We start from the raw sequence: 16,659 nt of genomic DNA, 5'->3' as shown, positions 1-16,659 counted from the left end.
GAAAGATATGGGCGATTATGCTGATTTCGTCGGCAGCGATTACCCGGTTGCCGCCTCCGGCATGCCGAGCGTCGCGGTCGCCTTCGGCTGCGGCGGCGCGCGCGGGCTCGCTCATATCCACATCATCGAGGCGCTGGACGAACTCGGCATCCGCCCGGTCGCGATAGCCGGCTCCTCCATCGGCTCGATCATGGGCGCGGCGATGGCGGTCGGTATGAGCGGCGCGGAAATCCGCGACCATACGCTTGCAACCGTCGGCAATCGTCCCGCCGTGCTCAACAAGATCTGGAGCTTGCGGCCGGTCAACATGCGCAGCATCCGATTTGGCCAGTTCAATCTCGAACGCATTCTTCGCACATTCCTGCCGACCACATTTCCGGAGAATTTTTCGGAATTGCACATACCCCTGAAGGTGGTGACGACGGATTACTACGATCAGGCCGAAGTCGTGATCGAAAAGGGCGAACTCTTTCCGGTGCTTGCCGCTTCCGCCGCCATTCCCGCCGTCTTCATGCCGGTGAGACTGGGGGATCGCGTGATGATCGACGGCGGCATCATGAACCCGGTTCCCTATGAGCATCTTGCCGGGCTTGCCGATGTCATCATCGGCATCGACGTCGTCGGCGGCCCAGAAGGCGGCGGCCGGCATATTCCGAACCGCATCGAAAGCCTGTTCGGCGCCGGCCAGCTCACCATGCAGTCCAATATTGCCTTGAAGCTGCGCCTGCAGGCGCCGCAGATCTTCCTGCGCCCGGCCGTGGGCCGCACGGGCGTCCTCGATTTCCTGAAGGCGCGCGATATCCTCGCCATGTCGGCCAGCGTGAAGGACGAGCTGAAATTCGCCCTCGACCGCGTGATGACGGCGAAGAATTAGAGCATCTTACGGAAATTGAGCGGCGCCACTTTCCCTGGCTGCACAAACGGTAGCCTAAACCCGCTCCGGCTCCTCTTGCGGCAACGCCACCAGATCGTCGGCGTCGCTGTAGGTGTCGGCGGCACGTTTCGGCTTGACCAGAGGTTCCGGCTTGACAGGGCGGGAATAGAGCATGTCGGTGCCCGCCTGCAGCCCTTCGCTGACCTGCAGCACGAGCCGTTGTTCGTCGCGCTTGCGGATATCCTCGCCGATCTCGTAGGCTTCCGCTTCGCTGACCCCGAGCGCTTCCAGGGTGCGGCGGCCGAAGAGCAGACCGGATTCCAGCGTCTCGCGCAGCTCGTAATCGACGCCCTTGTGGCGCAGCTCGATCGAATGGATGCGGTCGTAGGAGCGGACGAAGATGCGCGCGTGCGGATAATCCGTCTGCACGAGTTCGACGATCTTGTCGGTTACCTCGCGCAGATGCGTGCTGACGACGACGATCTTGGCGCGATCGATGCCGGCGGAGCGCAGCACGTCCTTGCGGGTTCCGTCGCCGAAATAGATGCGGAAGCCGAAGCTCGATGCCTGGCGGATGCGGTCGGCGGAGAAATCGATGACCGTCACGTCGCGGCCGCTGGCAAGCAGGATCTGCGCGGCAATCTGGCCGAAACGCGAGAAGCCGATCATCAATACGTCGGAGCCGGCGCCTTCGAAATCCTCGTCCAGTTCCTCCTGCGTGTCGCCCTTCATCAGCCGCTTCGCAAGCGCGGAACTTAGCGGTGTCAGCGCCATCGACAGCGTGACGATGGCGATCAGCATCGAGGCGGTATTGGCCGAGAAGAGGCCGCCGCTGGCGCTGGCGGCGCTGAAGAGCACGAAGCCGAATTCGCCGCCTTGCGGCAACAGGCCGGCGATGCGCACGGCATCATTGTGCGGCGAGCCCGTCGCGCGGCAGAGCGCATAGATCACGATCGCCTTGATGATCATCATGACTGGGACGGCGAGCAGGATCAGCACCCAATTGTCGAGGATCACCTCGAGTTTCAACGACAGGCCGACGGCAATGAAGAAAATGGCGAGCAGCACGCCGCGGAAGGGCTCGATATCCGCCTCCAGTTCGTGACGATAGGAGGATTCGGCGAGCATCACGCCGGAAAGAAAGGCACCCATCGCCATCGAGAGGCCGGCAAGCTGCATCAGCGTCGCCGAACCCATGACGACGAGGAGGGCGGCTGCAATCATCGCCTCGCGCGCGCCGGTGCGTGCGATCACCTGGAATAGCGGCGTCAGCAGATAGCGGCCGGCGATGACCATTGCCGCCACCGCCCCGATGGCGATCGCAAGATCGGGGAGTGGATTGCTGGTTTCCTTCGATCCGTCGAGAACGGTGATCAGCGCCAGCAGGGGCACGATGGCAAGATCTTGCAGCAGCAGCATCGAGAAGGAACGCTGCCCGTATTTCGTATTGACGTCGCCCTGCTGTTCAAGAATCTGCATGGCAAAGGCGGTCGAGGAGAGCGCCAGGCCGAAGCCGATGATGATGCTGCCCTTCCATCCCGCAATGCCGCCGAAATAGGCGGCGAGCATGAGCGCGAGGCCGCTTAAAATTACCTGGGCCGAGCCGAGGCCGAAAATATCCCGCCGCATCTGCCAGAGGCGCGAGGGCTTCAATTCCAGGCCGATGATGAACAACAGGAAGACGACGCCCAGTTCCGCCACGGCAAGCACAGCTTCGCTGTCGCCGATGCCGTGCAGGACAGGGCCGATCACCACACCGGCAGCCAGATAGCCAAGCACTGTCCCCAATCCGAGTTTTTTGAAGATCGGCGCCGTGACGACGGCGCCTCCGAGCAGCATCAGGGTTTCAGTGAAGAGACTATTGGCGGCGGACATCGTCTGTTTCTTTCCATGGGGCAGGCGGTGTTGCGACACATGGTCATGATAAACAACCATGCGTGAAGGGATTAGAACAAGAATCGGCTTTGCCGCCCTTGATGCTTCATGTAGTGCACAATAAATGGAACGCGAAGGAAAGGCCAAGTCATGACCTCTGAAATCGATTCCGCCACTCTGCTTTCCCGCGCCAGCCAGTTGATCGATCTCGCCCGGAAAGCCGGTGCGGATGCGGCCGATGCCGTCGTGGTGCGATCGAGAGCCCATTCCGTCAGCGTCCGCCTCGGCAAGGTCGAGGGAACGGAGTCGTCGGAGAGCGACGATTTTTCGCTGAGGGTCTTCGTCGGCAATCGAGCGGCCAGCGTTTCGGCCAATCCCGGCTTCGATCTCAACGCTCTTGCTGAGCGTGCGGTTGCCATGGCCAAGGTTTCGCCCGAAGACCCGTTCGCCAGCCTCGCCGATGAGGCGGATCTCGCCAAGAACTATCCTGATCTCGAACTGTTCGATCCGACCGAGGTCTCCTCGGAGCAGCTGCGCGAAGCGGCGCTCGCGACCGAAGCGGCCGCACTTGCCGTTTCCGGCGTCACCAATTCCTCCGGCGCCGGCGCCTCGGCCGGCATGGGCGGCCTCGTGCTCGTCACCTCGCATGGTTTTGCCGGCCACTATATGGGCTCGCGTTTCGGGCGTTCCGTCAGCGTGATTGCCGGCGAAGGCACCGGCATGGAGCGCGACTATGATTTCGACAGCCGCCTTTATTTCGCCGAGCTGGATGCGGCCGAGGAGATCGGCCGCCGCGCCGGCGAACGGGTGGTCAAGCGCCTCAATCCGCGTCAGGTGCCGACGGGCAAGAACGTCACCGTCGTTTTCGATCCGCGCGTCGCGCGCGGTTTTGCCGGCCACATCGCCGGTGCGATCAACGGCGCTTCCGTCGCCCGCAAGACCAGCTTCCTGCGCGACAAGATGGGTCAGCAGGTGCTGAAATCAGGCCTCTCTATCACGGACGATCCGCTGATCGTGCGCGGCCCGTCCTCGCGGCCCTTCGATGGCGAGGGCGTGTCCGGCAAGCGGCTGGTCATGATCGAGGACGGCGTGCTGCAGTCCTGGTTCCTGTCGACGGCAACGGCGCGGGAAATCGGCGGCGGCCTGAGGACCAACGGCCGCGGCGTGCGCGGCGGCACGGCGGTCTCGCCCGCATCCACCAACCTGGCGCTGGAACCGGGTGATATTTCGCCGGAAGAACTGATCCGCAGCGTCGGAACGGGCTTCTATGTGACCGAGCTGATCGGCCAGGGCGTCAACATGATCACCGGCGAATACAGCCGGGGCGCGACCGGCTTCTGGATCGAGAACGGTGAATTGACCTTCCCCGTTTCGGAGGTGACGATCGCCTCCAACCTGAAGGACATGTTCATGCGCGTGACGCCGGCGAGCGATATCGATCGCGATTTCGGCGTCGCGGCTCCGACGCTTGCGATCGAAGGCATGACGCTGGCTGGCCGCTGAAAAACGAGCGGAGATTGGAATTTGTGAATGATCGATAGCCAGAAGGCCGGCCGTTTGAGCGATGTGGACCTCATCGTGGGTGCTGCGCTCGAGGCGGGCAAGATCGCTCTCGGTTTCTTCCGGCAATCGCCGGAGGTCTGGTGGAAGAACAACGGTCAATCCCCGGTCAGCGCCGCCGATTTTGCCGCCAATGAGAGCCTTGCCGCCACCCTGCGCTCGGCGCGGCCGGATTATGGCTGGCTTTCCGAGGAAACCGATGACGACGCCGCGCGGCTGTCGCATGCGACCGTTTTCGTCGTCGATCCGATCGACGGCACACGCGGCTTTCTCTCAGGCTCGGATCTCTGGTGCGTCAGTGTTGCCGTCGTCACCGATGGCCGCCCGGTCGCCGGGGTTCTCTATGCGCCGGCGCTGGACGAGCTGTTCGTGGCAACCGCCGATGGGCAGGCTTTGAAGAACGGCAAGCCGATCAGCGTTTCCGAGAGGATTGGCGATGCCATCCATCGGCTGGCGACCGGCGAGGATATGCTGAAGAGCTTCGCTCCGGATTTCCGCAAGACGGTCGAGCGGGTCAAGCATGTTCCCTCGCTTGCCTATCGCCTCGCCATGGTGGCGGACGGTCGGCTCGAAGGAACCATCGTCAAGCGCAATTCGCATGACTGGGATCTGGCGGCCGCCGATCTCATTCTGCAGCGGGCCGGCGGTGCCCTCGTGGATCTCGCGGGCAACGTCCTGCGCTACAATCGCGCCGAGGTATCGCATGACGAACTTTGCGGGGCATCGGCATCGCAATTGCCGGAGTTTCTCCGTCAACTATCGCACCGACGAGACGGTTGACCTTTCGGTCAAAATCCCTCAGATGAAGAGCGGAGGGGGACGATAGTAGAAAGAGACGAAAATGACTGATACCAGCGGCAAGAAGCAGCTCCTGCACCTCGTCTTCGGCGGTGAATTGGAAAACCTCGAAGAAGTTCAATTCCGCAATCTCAACGAGCTCGATATCGTCGGCATGTATCCCGACTATGCGAGTGCGCTGACGGCATGGAAATCCAAGGCGCAGCAGACTGTCGACAACGCCCATATGCGTTATTTCATCGTCCATCTGCATCGCTTGCTCGATCCGCAGGAAAAAGCGGCATCCTGAGGTCGCATCACCGAATTTGCATTTGATATCTCCATCCGGTAAGGCGTTCTCGCTTTAAATCCGGCCATGAAGCAGTATCCTTGACACAATAAGAACGAAAATCCGGCTGCTTATTCGGCCGTATGACAATCGGGATTTGGCATAGATGATGATCAGCTGGGATAGGAGGCGATCGAAATGAGTAGCCTCAGGGCGCGTCTTGCCTTGAGCGCCTATCGTTTTGGCGGGATCGCCATCTATCCGTTCATCGGGCCTTATCTTGCCGTTCGCGCGGCGAAGGGCAAGGAAGAGAGTTCCCGCAAACTGGAGCGTTCCGGTTATGCGAGCGCCAATCGTCCGCAAGGGCCGTTGATCTGGTTCCATGCGGCAAGCGTCGGCGAGACGTCTGCCGTCATTCCGCTGATCCGTGAAATCCGTCGTCGCGATATTCACGTCATCCTGACGACGGGTACGATCACCTCGGCCAAGGTCGCGCATCAGCGCCTTGGTGAAGAGGTCATCCATCAGTATGTTCCTCTGGATCTCAAGCCGGCCATCAAACGCTTCCTTGACTACTGGCAGCCCGATTGCGCCATTTTCGCCGAATCCGAGATCTGGCCGACGACCATCACCGAGCTCGGCCGCAGACGCATTCCGCAGATCCTCGTCAATGCCCGCATGTCGGATCGCTCCTTTGCCCGCTGGAGCCGCCATCCCACGCTTGCCGAGGCGTTGTTTGAAAACCTGGCGCTGGTCGTGGCCCAATCGGACCTCGACGCCGAACGCTTCCGCGATCTCGGTGCCGTGCAGGTGATCAGATCGGGCAATCTCAAGGTGGATACGGACGCGCCGTCCTACGATGCGCCGACGCTTGCCGGCTACCTGAAGCAGGTCGGCGACCGCAAGACCTGGGCTGCGGTCTCCACTTTCGATGGAGAGGAAAGTGCCGCGGCATCCGTCCATAAGATGCTGAAGGAGCACAACGGCCAGCTCACCATCATCGTACCGCGTCATCCGGAGCGCTGCGACGCGATCGAGGCCATGCTCGTGGAGCAGGGCTTGAAGGTGGCGCGCCGCACCCGCAGCGACATTCTCTCACCTGAAGTCGACGTCTTTCTCGGTGATACGATCGGGGAGATGGGGCTTTACCTGCGCATGACCGAAGTCGCCTTCATGGGCAAATCGTTGTTCAACGAAGGCGGCCAGAATCCGCTCGAACCGGCCATGCTCGGCTGCGCGATCCTGACGGGCGGCCATGTCCAGAATTTCCGCGACTCCTATCAGTTGCTCGCTCGCCGCGGCAGCGCCCGCATGGTGCGCGATACCGAGATGCTGGCGCGCGGCGTGCATTATTTGCTGACCAACGACACGGCGCGACGCAGCATGATCGATGCCGGCTTCGCAGCCGTGCATGAAATGCGTGGCGCACTGGCAGCAACGGTGAAAGGGCTGGAGCCCTATATCAATCCGCTTTCGGTGAAGGCGCGGCTGATGCCGAAGACGATGGCGAACGGTTAAGAAGGCAAGGGCATGGCGGCGGTCAAGATGGGAGCGATTGCGGGCATTCTTTTCGACAAGGACGGCACGCTGCTCGACTATGACCAGAGCTGGCTGCCGGTCAACCGCGAGCTCGCCAGGATCGCCGCTGAGGACGATCCTATCCTCGCTGATCACCTTCTATCCGCCTGCGGCATGGATCCGATTTCCGGCCATATCGTGCCCGATAGCCTGCTCGCCGCCGGCAATACCCGGCAGATTTCTGAGGGGCTGGTGGCTGCCGGCTCGAAAATGGATGTCGCCGAGCTGGTGGAAAAGCTCGATGCGCTCTTCGCGCACGCGGCTGATTTCTCCTCGCCGGTCACCGATCTTTCGGCCTTTTTTCGCCGCCTGCATGAGCGCGGTTACAAGCTCGGCGTTGCCTCCAGCGACAATGAGCGCTCCATCCGCCAGACGGCGCGCCGCTTCGGCTTCATCGATTATCTCGACTATATCGCCGGCTATGACAGCGGCTTCGGCACCAAGCCGGAGCCGGGCATGGTGCTCGGCTTCTATGCGGCAACCGGTCTTTCGCCGGCGCAGGTCGCCGTCGTCGGTGACAACAATCACGATCTCCACATGGGCCGCAATGCGGGCGTCGGTCTGACCGTCGGCGTGTTGACGGGCACCGGCTCGCGCGAAACGCTGACGGCCGCATCCGACTATTGTCTCAACGACATTACCGAGCTGGAAAGCCTGCTCATGCCTGTGGCGCAATCGGCCTGACCCTGGCAGTGGCTTGCTTTTTCACGCAATCTGCCCTTTCTTGCGGTTCGTCGCGGGCACAAGAATAGGGCTGGATTAGACGCATGGTATCGGAAGCCCCACCTTTCTGGTGGCGAAAGCCGGATTGGCGTGCCTGGGGGCTCTCACCCTTTTCCTTCCTGTATGGCCGTATCGCCGGGCACCGCATGGTGCATGGCAAACGCGCCTCTGTGCCGGTGCCGGTTATCTGTGTCGGCAATTTCACCGTCGGCGGGGCCGGCAAGACGCCGACGGCGCTCGCGCTCGCCCAGGCCGCGAAGGCGAAGGGGCTGATACCCGGTTTCCTCAGTCGTGGTTATGGCGGCTCGCTCGATGTCACGACCGTCGTCGATCCCTCGCATCACCATGCCACGGCCGTTGGCGACGAGCCGCTACTGCTTGCCCGCGAGGCGCTGACGGTCATTGCCCGTCGTCGTGAAGAGGGGGCGGAAAGGCTCGTGCGCGAGGGCGCCGATCTCATCATCATGGATGATGGTTTCCAGAGCGCCCATCTTGCCATCGACTATGCTCTTGTGGTGATCGATGCCGGCAGAGGCATCGGCAATGGCCATCTCGTTCCAGGCGGCCCGGTGCGGGCGCCGCTGCGCACCCAGCTTCTTTATGCATCCGCTCTCTTGAAGGTGGGTGAGGGTACCGCCGCCGATCGTGTCGTTCGCCTTGCGGCAAGGGCGGGGAAGCCCTTCTTTTCTGCGAGCGTCAGAGTACGCGGGCAGGAGGATTTGCGAGGGCGCAAGGTGCTTGCCTTCGCGGGCATCGCCGATCCGGCCAAGTTCTTCCGCACGGTCGAGACGTTGGGGGCTGATATCGCCGTTGCACGCAGCTTCGGCGATCACGAACATCCCGGCGAAGACGACGTCTCCGACATGCTCGACATAGCCTCGCGCGAAGGGCTGGAGATCGTCACCACGTCGAAGGACTATGTGCGCCTGATCGGCCATCATGGCCGCGCCGACGAATTGCTACAGCGTTGCAGGGTGATTGAGATCGACATGGTCTTTGCCGATCCGCAGGCGCCGGCACTGATTATCGACAGGGCCATTGCCGCCGCGCGTGAGCGCCGCTTGCGGGAAAAGCGCAGCAGCAAAGCAGCTTAAAGCCAGGTCCAGTTATTCAGCGCGGAAAATCAGCGCTTTTGGTTGGGGAGTGCCCCGGCGCGCTTTTCGGCTTCGAGCGAAGTGATGACGTCGGCATAGGGCTCCTGCCGGGCAACGCTCCAGTAGCGCAGCTCATCGAGCGCGATATGTTTGCCGGTCATGGCGCAGACGACGTAAGAGCCCGGCATCAGGATCTGGAAATCGCCGTCGAGATAGCGAACTTTCGCCTCGCGGTTTCCATGTCCTTCGAAAAGATTCATCTGACGTCGTCCTTGATCTCTGTCATCTGTTTGCCATACCGCACTACAGCGCCGCGCGTCAAATATGATACGCAAAGGTCGCTGTAGCACTTTAAAAATTGCGCAGCAGGAGCGACTTTTCCAGAGCATTTCCCGGAAAAGTTCCTTTCGAAAACGGCAGGCGTCAGCTGCGCCCGAAGAGCCGCTCGATGTCCGAAAGCTTCAGCTCTATATAGGTCGGCCGGCCATGATTGCATTGTCCGGAGCCGGGCGTGGCCTCCATTTGCCGCAAAAGGGCATTCATTTCTTCCGGTCGCAAGCGTCGGCCCGAGCGCACCGAACCGTGGCAGGCCATAGTCGCGGCGACATATTCCAGCTTGGCGGCAAGGCCGGATGCAGTATCCCATTCGGCGATCTCATCGGCCAATTGCCGAACCAGGCCTTGCGCATCGACTTCACCGAGCATCGCCGGTGTCTCCCGCACGGCAACTGCGCCGGGGCCGAAGCGCTCGATGGCGAGCCCAAGCTCGCCGAGTTCGTCGGCAAATGCAATCAGCCGGTCGCAATCCTCTTCGGGCAAGTCGATGATTTCGGGAATGAGCAACACCTGCGAGGACAGGCGTTTCGAATGCAACGCCTTGCGCATGGCCTCGAACACCAGCCGCTCATGGGCAGCATGCTGATCGACGATGACAAGCCCGTTCTCCGTCTGGGCGACGATATAGTTCTCGTGCAGCTGCGCGCGGGCGGCACCCAGCGGAAAGCGCGCCGGCTCCTCGGCTCGTATTGGTTCCGCCGGGGGCGCCACTTCGGCGCGCGCGGTGGGGATGGCAAGTCCCTCGAAGGCGGCCTGCGGTCGCTCGGCAAATCCGTAGCCTGCCGTTGCTGCTTTTTCGTAGGGACGGGACGGCGACGTTTCGGCCGCCCAAGTGGTCGGAGCTGGCGCGGGTCGCCATCCCTGTTGAAAGCCGGAGCGTCCGGGGGTGAAGGCGCGCAACATGCCGTCAGCGCCTGTCGTGGCCGCCCGGTCGCCCTCGCGTGCTAGAGCTTCGCGAACGGCACCGACGATCAGGCCGCGCACCAGTCCCGGATCGCGGAAGCGCACATCGGATTTCGCTGGATGCACGTTGACGTCGACCAGCGCCGGATCGAGCGTTAATGAAAGCACGGCGATGGGATAGCGTCCGGCGGGGATGGTTTCGGCATAGGCGCCGCGGATCGCCGACAGGATCAGCTTGTCCTGCACCGGCCGGCCGTTGACGAAGGCATATTGATGGGCGGAGTTGCCGCGGTTGAAGGTCGGCACGCCGGCAAATCCGGTCAAACTCACATCCTCGCGTTCGGCGTCGAGCGCGATGGCATTGTCCTTGAAATCGGCACCGAGTATCTGTGCCATGCGGGCGAGATGATCATCGCCGGTCGCGGGAAATTCGAGCGTTGAGCGGTCGCTGCCCGACAGCACGAAGCGCACGCGCGGAAAGGCGATCGCCATGCGCTTGACGACCTCGGTGATCGCGGCGGCTTCCGCCTTCTCGGTCTTCAGAAATTTCAGGCGCGCCGGCGTCGCGAAGAACAGGTCGCGCACCTCGACGATCGTGCCGGTATTGGCCGCCGCCGGTCGCAGAAACAGAACCTTGCCGCCGGCAACCGCGATCTCGGCGCCGCCGGCCGCACCCGCCCTGCGGCTGGCGATTGAGAGCTTCGCCACGGAACCGATGGAAGGCAGCGCCTCGCCGCGAAAACCGAGGGTGCGGATGTCATCAAGCGTTTCGGAGATCTTCGAGGTGCAATGGCGCCGAACGGCGAGCTCAAGATCGGTCTCCGCCATGCCGGATCCGTTATCGGTCACGCGCAGCAGCGCCTTGCCGCCGCTGGCAGTCGCGATCTCGATGCGGGTCGCTCCGGCATCCAGCGCGTTTTCGATCAGCTCCTTGGCGGCACTTGCCGGGCGTTCGATCACTTCGCCGGCAGCGATCTGGTTGATCAGTGTTTCGGAGAGTTGCTTGATGGCCATGGCGTCATTGTCGTGGATTCGCGGCGGTGTGGAAAGAGGAAAGGCGATTGGCTCACCTTCTTTCACCGTTTCCGTCTCTGGGGCTTTGTTAAGAAATTTAATCAATGTTTAAGGGAATGATGACAGGTTGTGGGAGAGAAGCTTGAAATGACTACAGGTGGCGCGCTTCATGCATGCTGACGGCTCTTGATGGCAGGTTGGTGGCCGTCAACTTTCATGAGCCAGGTGCCATCTGCTTCAAGTGCACAGGCCAGCATGCAACTTTTCAAACATCCCTTTATCGAGCGCGCCGTCCCGTCGGTTTGCCTTGCTGTGAAACTGGTTGAGTGTAGGAATCGGACGAATGACTGCCGAGATTGACAAGGCAGCCCTGGCAATGGCGACTGCGGATGCGTCCTTTGGCGGCAATCTGCAGGCGATGTTCTTCGATGCTTTCTGTGACGGTCTTTCCAGCGCCTTCTTCGCCTATGACAAGAACGATCTGCTGCTGTTTGCCAGCCGCCAGGTTCTGAATTTCTTCCCCATCCAACCGGAATACCTGCAGCCGTCGACGCGGTTGCGCGACTTCCTCGGTGTCGTCTTCGACACGGGCATGCGACCTCAGGCAAATCAGGCCAAGACTTCAGCCAATCGCGACAGCTGGATATCGCAGCGCATCGCCTCGCACTGGCGCGAACGCTTCGAGACGACGGAGCATTTCACGGATGACCGCTGGGTGCGCATCAGCAAGCGGCGGCTGTCCTCCGGCATCGGCTTCTGCATCATCTCCGATGTCTCCGAAGTAAAGAAGCGCGAAGAGCAGTGGCGCGTCGACATGGAGCGCGTGCAGCTGACCGAGGATATTCTCGACAATCTGCCGTTCCCGGTATTCGTCAAGGACCAGAATCTCATCTATGTCGCGGTCAACAGGGCGTTCTGCGAAAAGTACCAGACGGCGGCCGATGAGGTGCGGGGCCGCAAAAGCATCGATCTCTTTTCCACGGATATTGCCAATCGCTTCCACGAGAGCGACCGGCATGTGATCGAGACCGGCGAGATGTCGATCTCGCGGCAGCGCCAGATTGCCCGCGACGGCATCGAGCGCGATATCGTGACGCGCAAGCAGCGTATTGGCAAATCCGGCCGCTATTTTCTTGTCTGCACCATGCAGGATCTGCCCAAGGATGGTGGCGATTTCGATGAATTCGCGCTTGCCTCGCATATCCGGGAAAACAGCGACCGCTCCTATCGGCGTGCCTATGTTCCCATGGCCGCATTGCAGACCATTTCGCGCCGTCCTGCCGCCATGGAGACCTTTGTCCCGGAAAATTTCAGCGGCCGCAAGGTTCTCGTCGTCACGCCTGACTTTGCCGCGGAAACGGCCGCATTGAAGACACTCGAGAAATACGGTTTCGAGGCTTGCGTCGTTCACAATGAGAACGAAGAGGCGGCGTTTTTGGATGTGGCGAGCGCGCACGGCGTCAAGATCGATCTTGTCATCGTCGACAACCAGCTGGGTAAGCGCGGCATCGAGCTGGCTGAACGGCAAAATCTTGCCGCTCTGTCATTGGATGGCTCGCAGCTTGCCACGGAACTTGCCTTTCTGATCGCCCGCCATTTCAACCGCAATATCCGCGGCGAGCCCGGGAATGCTACGGAAGCGGGGCTTTTGCCGGAATGGCGGCGCACGGCCGGTGACGATCGCCGCGCACAGATCCTCGTCGCCGAAGATAACGACATCAATCAGATCGTCTTCTCGCAGATCCTGGAAGGTCTGGGATACAGCTATGTGATCGCCGCAAGCGGCGACGAGGCGGTGCGGTTGTGGCAGGAGCATCGTCCGGAGCTGATCCTGATGGATATTTCGCTACCCGGCCTGAATGGCTTCGAAGCCGCAAGGCTGATCCGCAATGCGGAAGAGGGTAGCGGCTCCCATACGCCGATCGTCGGCGTGCTGACACAGGCCTTCGAGCGCGATCGTAAGGAGTGCGGGGATGCCGGCATGGACGATGTCATCCTGAAACCGGTCAGTCCCGACATCATCGAGACGGTATTCCAGAAGTATATGCGCAGTCTCTACAAGGCGCAAAATAGATAGATGTTACAAAGAGATCGCCGGTGAAGGCAACTTATCGCCGGCATTGAATCACCGTCCTCCCGCTATCCTTTGTTAAGACTTCGCCGTCATGCTTTTTAGAGGGTGGAGAAAACGTCGGGACCACATATGAAATCGGCTGAAACGCTGCCAGGGCCAGTCAGTCAAGAGCCACAGGCAATCGCTTATACCGATCCGCTTACCGGATTGGGCAATCGACATCGCATGCGCGAACGCACGCGCTCGATTTCGCTCGAACGGGCCAGCGATCCGGCACCCTTCACCATCGGCATCGTCAATCTGGATGCCTTCAAGCCGATCAACGACCTGTTTGGCGTCGAAGCCGGTGACGAGATTCTCTGCCAGGTCGCGCATCGCCTCAAGGCCTGCATTCCCGACGGAGCAATGGTGACGCGCCATGACGGGGACGAATTCGCCTTTGTTCTTCCCTTGGTGTTCGAGCGCGTCGGCGCCGAGAAGTTCGGGCAGATGATCCGCGAGGTGCTCTCGGCACCCTATGATCTCGGCGATCGCAATGTCAGGCTTTCCGCCTCTTTCGGCTTCGCCATCCATCCGTTCGCCGGGGAGGAATTCGACGACCTCCTGAAGAATGCGGAAACCGCGCTCTATCGCTCCAAGCGTCGCGGCCGTGGGCAGATCACCGTCTATTCCAGGGAGATCGCTCAGGAAATGAAGCGCGCGACGCAGCTCGAGCAGGCGCTGCGCAATGCCATCATTTCGGATGCCATCGATGTGCATTTCCAGCCGATCGTTTCGCTCGCCAACAACATGGTTGTCGGCTTCGAGGCGCTTGCCCGCTGGAACGATCAGGATCTCGGCTTCGTCTCCCCGGCTGTCTTCGTGCCGCTCGCCGAGGAGCGCGGCTTCATCGATGCTCTGTCCGAAACGCTTCTGCGGAAGGCGGCCGAGGCGGCGCTTTCCTGGCCACGTGAGCTTTTTCTGTCCTTCAATTTGTCTTCGGCACAATTGATGGATCCGGGTACCAGCAGCAGCATCCTTGCCATCCTTGCACGTGCCGGCCTCGATCCGCATCGCCTCGAGCTCGAAATCACCGAAACCGCGGTCATGAGCTCGGCCGACACGGCGCATCGGATCATAGCCGATCTCCGTGCCGCGGGTGCGCGCATCTCGCTTGATGACTTTGGCACTGGTCAATCCAGTCTCGGGCGTTTGCGCGAATTTATCTTCGACAAGGTTAAGATAGACCGCGCCTTCGTCTCTCGCATGAATTCGGATCGGGTGTCCGAACATATCATCAAGGCGGTGCTGGCCATGTGCGAGGGGCTTGAACTGCGTGTGGTGGCGGAAGGTATCGAGGAACATGCCGAAGCGGCGAAACTGAAAGCGCTGGGCTGCGCCATGGGGCAGGGCTATTATTTCGGCAAGCCGGCAGACAGCGCCGCGACGCTTCGTTATCTGCAAAGCCATTATCTAGAGCTCAGCAACGAACGCGAGATCGCCTAAAGCATGTCGCGCAAAAGTGTGCAGCGGTTTTTGCGATAACGACATGCGGGAGATCGAAGGCCCAAAACGCAATGAGCGAATCTGAAAGATCGCGACGCGCTTTAGGCCAAGTCCACGAAAAGTGCACAGCAGCTTTTCGTTCGGGAAAAACAGAGAAAGCGGCAGCCGGAAAGGGCCGCCGCTTCTGCATTTCGCCTGACCATTGTTTTATTTGACTATTATTTGTTGGTCGACGAAGTCGTAGTGTTGTCCGTCGCCGGCATTGTCGACGTACCCGCCGAGCTTGCCGCCTTGTCGGAAGCCTGCATTGCCAGCGTCTTGAATTCCGGCGCGGCCTTCAGCGAGTCGGCCGTTTCGGTCGTCGTGAGCTTGACAGTGCCGTCCTGCGGATTCTGCGTGGCATTGATCTTGTCGAACGGTACGGCGACGCTCTTCTGGCCGATGCCAAGGAAGCCGCCGACGCCGACGATGGCGGCAACAACACCGCCCTGCTTCTGCAGGATCAGGTCGTTGATGCTACCGATGCTTTCATTCTGACCATTATAGACCGACTGGCCCATATAGGTCTTGGCACTGATCTGGTCGGCCGACTGTGTGGTGATGTAGCCGGCGGCCTGTTCGGTGCCGGTCGTCGAAGCGGGCGCCTGAGCCTTGGTTTGCGGCATCGAGCTATCCGGCTTTGTGGCGTCCGGCGTTGCAGGGGCGGATTGCGTCACCGGCGCCTTGCCAGTGCCTCCGTTCGCCGGTTGCTGCGCCTGAGCGTACGCCATCGGCGAAAGTACCGAGGCCGTGGCGAAGATTGCGCCTGCAGCGACAGAAGTGAAGAGTTTCCCAGTCATCGTGAACCTACCTTTCATTCTGATGGGCATGCATTCGTGCGCATGCTTACCAGCGCGAGTGGAACCTCCATTTACCGACATTCATCGTGTCGGCTATAAAGGCAAATGGTTCACTAAGGTTTTGGTTCCGTCAAAAGTTGCAGAAGTCGATGGCTGCAAGTTGAAAATGGAGGGAACGTAACATGAAAACAATAGGTTGATGTTTCGAAAAACAACCTGGGGAACTGGCTGAACTGAAGAAGGGTCGATACAAATTTCAGATTTTCCGCAAATCGGCGGATGCTGATGCAGCATTGATCATCAAGGCAAAGCCCTCTTCAGGCACGGAGCGCCTCAAGAGGGCTTTCAATCAAAGCTTGTATAGCGGGTCAAAGACGCCCTTCACGGTCAGGCCGAGTTCCAGGAGCGCGCCGGCTTGGGGTTGCATGGAACGGGCTTCGTCGTCCAACCCTTCCCAGGCGGTCGTCACTGCCAGCCGGTCGGCATTCTTGCCGATAAAGGCCGGGCAGGAGGGCTGCATGGCAGGCACGCGATAACGTTCGATGCGCAGGCCGTCCGGGCTGTACTTGTCGACGAAACCGGAGCCCCAGCGCGCATTCCAGATATAGCCATCGGCATCGCAGACCGAGCCATCGAGCCCGCCCGGATCTTCCATGCTGTCGACCATGACGATCGGCTCGCCCGTCGGAAGCCCGGTCTCCGGGTCGACGAGAACGCGCATGAGCTGGCTGACGCGCGTGTCGGTGAAATAGCCGATCGTGCCGTCGGGCGAGAAGCAGATGGAGTTTGGAATGCTAATCTGATCGAAGATCTTGGTGACCTTGCCGCCGGAGACATGATAGATGGCGCCCGCCTGCATCTCGGCGCGCTTGCCCATGGTGCCGATCCAGAGCGATCCGGAAATATGCGTGCGCCCGTCATTGGAACGGTTCTCCGGCTTGTCGGCCTCGATCGCCGCATAAAAACTCAGCTCGCCTGTCGCGATGTCGCGAAGGAAGAGGCCCTGTTCGGTGGCGATCATCTGCCGTTCCGCATCGACGCGGGCCAGCACGCTTGCCATCATCGGCAGCTCGTGAACCTGTTTCTTGCCGGTCGGCAGATGCAACTCGTGCAGTTCCTTGCCGAGGATATTGAACCACCAGACGGTGTCCGTATCGGGGTCGTAAGTCGGGCCTTCCCCCAGGACGGAGGACGTATTGCAGAGAATATTGCCCTGAAAATCGTGGATATCGGTCATA

The 16,659-nt window shown here is 60.8% G+C and carries 14 protein-coding genes; 9 read left to right on the top strand and 5 right to left on the bottom strand.

What is annotated here, in order from left to right:
* Positions 1–7: 7 nt before the first annotated feature.
* Positions 8–874 (top strand): patatin-like phospholipase family protein, encoded by an 867-nt coding sequence (locus tag FP026_RS24105; RefSeq protein ID WP_149637102.1) that lies wholly within the window; start codon positions 8–10, stop codon positions 872–874.
* A 54-nt stretch (positions 875–928) separates the two neighbouring features.
* Here the strand turns inward: FP026_RS24105 and FP026_RS24100 are convergent, their stop codons facing one another.
* A complete protein-coding gene (locus FP026_RS24100) occupies positions 929–2,749 on the bottom strand; it encodes a monovalent cation:proton antiporter-2 (CPA2) family protein (RefSeq protein ID WP_149637101.1) in 1,821 nt (606 codons plus the stop codon).
* A 150-nt stretch (positions 2,750–2,899) separates the two neighbouring features.
* Between FP026_RS24100 and FP026_RS24095 the strand changes: the two genes are divergently transcribed.
* From FP026_RS24095 to lpxK, 6 genes are all read left to right on the top strand, one after another.
* Positions 2,900–4,252: a TldD/PmbA family protein gene (locus FP026_RS24095; protein WP_149637100.1), complete on the top strand. Its 1,353-nt coding sequence runs from the start codon at positions 2,900–2,902 to the stop codon at positions 4,250–4,252.
* Positions 4,253–4,279: 27 nt separating this feature from the next.
* Entirely contained in the window at positions 4,280–5,089 is an 810-nt protein-coding gene (locus FP026_RS24090; RefSeq protein ID WP_149637099.1) for a 3'(2'),5'-bisphosphate nucleotidase CysQ, read from the top strand.
* 61 nt (positions 5,090–5,150) lie between these two features.
* Positions 5,151–5,396, top strand: a complete 246-nt coding sequence (locus tag FP026_RS24085) for a DUF4170 domain-containing protein (RefSeq protein ID WP_034508466.1) — start codon at positions 5,151–5,153, stop codon at positions 5,394–5,396.
* A 177-nt stretch (positions 5,397–5,573) separates the two neighbouring features.
* Positions 5,574–6,893: a lipid IV(A) 3-deoxy-D-manno-octulosonic acid transferase gene (gene waaA / locus FP026_RS24080; protein WP_149637098.1), complete on the top strand. Its 1,320-nt coding sequence runs from the start codon at positions 5,574–5,576 to the stop codon at positions 6,891–6,893.
* Positions 6,894–6,905: 12 nt separating this feature from the next.
* Positions 6,906–7,637: an HAD family hydrolase gene (locus FP026_RS24075; RefSeq protein ID WP_149637097.1), complete on the top strand. Its 732-nt coding sequence runs from the start codon at positions 6,906–6,908 to the stop codon at positions 7,635–7,637.
* Positions 7,638–7,720: 83 nt separating this feature from the next.
* A complete protein-coding gene (lpxK, locus tag FP026_RS24070) occupies positions 7,721–8,770 on the top strand; it encodes a tetraacyldisaccharide 4'-kinase (RefSeq protein ID WP_149637096.1) in 1,050 nt (349 codons plus the stop codon).
* Between the two features lie 29 nt (positions 8,771–8,799).
* Here lpxK and FP026_RS24065 read toward each other — a convergent pair whose 3' ends face one another.
* Both FP026_RS24065 and mutL read right to left on the bottom strand, forming a co-directional pair.
* Positions 8,800–9,030, bottom strand: coding sequence for a DUF2093 domain-containing protein (locus FP026_RS24065; protein WP_069612411.1), 231 nt, complete (start codon positions 9,028–9,030; stop codon positions 8,800–8,802).
* Between the two features lie 163 nt (positions 9,031–9,193).
* Complete coding sequence (mutL, locus tag FP026_RS24060; RefSeq protein ID WP_149637095.1) at positions 9,194–11,023, bottom strand: DNA mismatch repair endonuclease MutL; 1,830 nt, start codon at positions 11,021–11,023, stop codon at positions 9,194–9,196.
* 343 nt (positions 11,024–11,366) lie between these two features.
* Between mutL and FP026_RS24055 the strand changes: the two genes are divergently transcribed.
* Together FP026_RS24055 and FP026_RS24050 are read left to right on the top strand one after the other, a co-directional pair.
* Positions 11,367–13,100 (top strand): response regulator, encoded by a 1,734-nt coding sequence (locus FP026_RS24055; RefSeq protein ID WP_149637094.1) that lies wholly within the window; start codon positions 11,367–11,369, stop codon positions 13,098–13,100.
* Positions 13,101–13,226: 126 nt separating this feature from the next.
* Positions 13,227–14,582, top strand: a complete 1,356-nt coding sequence (locus FP026_RS24050; protein WP_149637093.1) for a putative bifunctional diguanylate cyclase/phosphodiesterase — start codon at positions 13,227–13,229, stop codon at positions 14,580–14,582.
* A 218-nt stretch (positions 14,583–14,800) separates the two neighbouring features.
* On the opposite strand, the gene FP026_RS24045 is transcribed toward FP026_RS24050, so the two are convergent.
* Complete coding sequence (locus tag FP026_RS24045; RefSeq protein ID WP_149637092.1) at positions 14,801–15,421, bottom strand: PRC-barrel domain-containing protein; 621 nt, start codon at positions 15,419–15,421, stop codon at positions 14,801–14,803.
* A 349-nt stretch (positions 15,422–15,770) separates the two neighbouring features.
* A complete protein-coding gene (locus tag FP026_RS24040) occupies positions 15,771–16,658 on the bottom strand; it encodes an SMP-30/gluconolactonase/LRE family protein (RefSeq protein WP_149637091.1) in 888 nt (295 codons plus the stop codon).
* Position 16,659: the final 1 nt, after the last annotated feature.

Source organism: Martinezella tropici, assembly GCF_008370325.1.
Taxonomy (GTDB): Bacteria; Pseudomonadota; Alphaproteobacteria; order Rhizobiales; family Rhizobiaceae; genus Rhizobium; species Rhizobium tropici_B.
Note: the sequence above shows the minus strand (reverse complement) of the source record. Positions and strands in the feature narration are given on the sequence as shown.

Excerpts from the sequence above, each read along its gene's own strand:
- FP026_RS24105 (WP_149637102.1), top strand. The coding sequence starts at position 8 with ATGGGCGATTATGCTGATTTCGTCGGCAGCGATTACCCGGTTGCCGCC.
- FP026_RS24100 (WP_149637101.1), bottom strand. The coding sequence starts at position 2,749 with ATGTCCGCCGCCAATAGTCTCTTCACTGAAACCCTGATGCTGCTCGGA.
- FP026_RS24095 (WP_149637100.1), top strand. The coding sequence starts at position 2,900 with ATGACCTCTGAAATCGATTCCGCCACTCTGCTTTCCCGCGCCAGCCAG.
- FP026_RS24090 (WP_149637099.1), top strand. The coding sequence starts at position 4,280 with ATGATCGATAGCCAGAAGGCCGGCCGTTTGAGCGATGTGGACCTCATC.
- FP026_RS24085 (WP_034508466.1), top strand. The coding sequence starts at position 5,151 with ATGACTGATACCAGCGGCAAGAAGCAGCTCCTGCACCTCGTCTTCGGC.
- waaA (WP_149637098.1), top strand. The coding sequence starts at position 5,574 with ATGAGTAGCCTCAGGGCGCGTCTTGCCTTGAGCGCCTATCGTTTTGGC.
- FP026_RS24075 (WP_149637097.1), top strand. The coding sequence starts at position 6,906 with ATGGCGGCGGTCAAGATGGGAGCGATTGCGGGCATTCTTTTCGACAAG.
- lpxK (WP_149637096.1), top strand. The coding sequence starts at position 7,721 with ATGGTATCGGAAGCCCCACCTTTCTGGTGGCGAAAGCCGGATTGGCGT.
- FP026_RS24065 (WP_069612411.1), bottom strand. The coding sequence starts at position 9,030 with ATGAATCTTTTCGAAGGACATGGAAACCGCGAGGCGAAAGTTCGCTAT.
- mutL (WP_149637095.1), bottom strand. The coding sequence starts at position 11,023 with ATGGCCATCAAGCAACTCTCCGAAACACTGATCAACCAGATCGCTGCC.
- FP026_RS24055 (WP_149637094.1), top strand. The coding sequence starts at position 11,367 with ATGACTGCCGAGATTGACAAGGCAGCCCTGGCAATGGCGACTGCGGAT.
- FP026_RS24050 (WP_149637093.1), top strand. The coding sequence starts at position 13,227 with ATGAAATCGGCTGAAACGCTGCCAGGGCCAGTCAGTCAAGAGCCACAG.
- FP026_RS24045 (WP_149637092.1), bottom strand. The coding sequence starts at position 15,421 with ATGACTGGGAAACTCTTCACTTCTGTCGCTGCAGGCGCAATCTTCGCC.
- FP026_RS24040 (WP_149637091.1), bottom strand. The coding sequence starts at position 16,658 with ATGACCGATATCCACGATTTTCAGGGCAATATTCTCTGCAATACGTCC.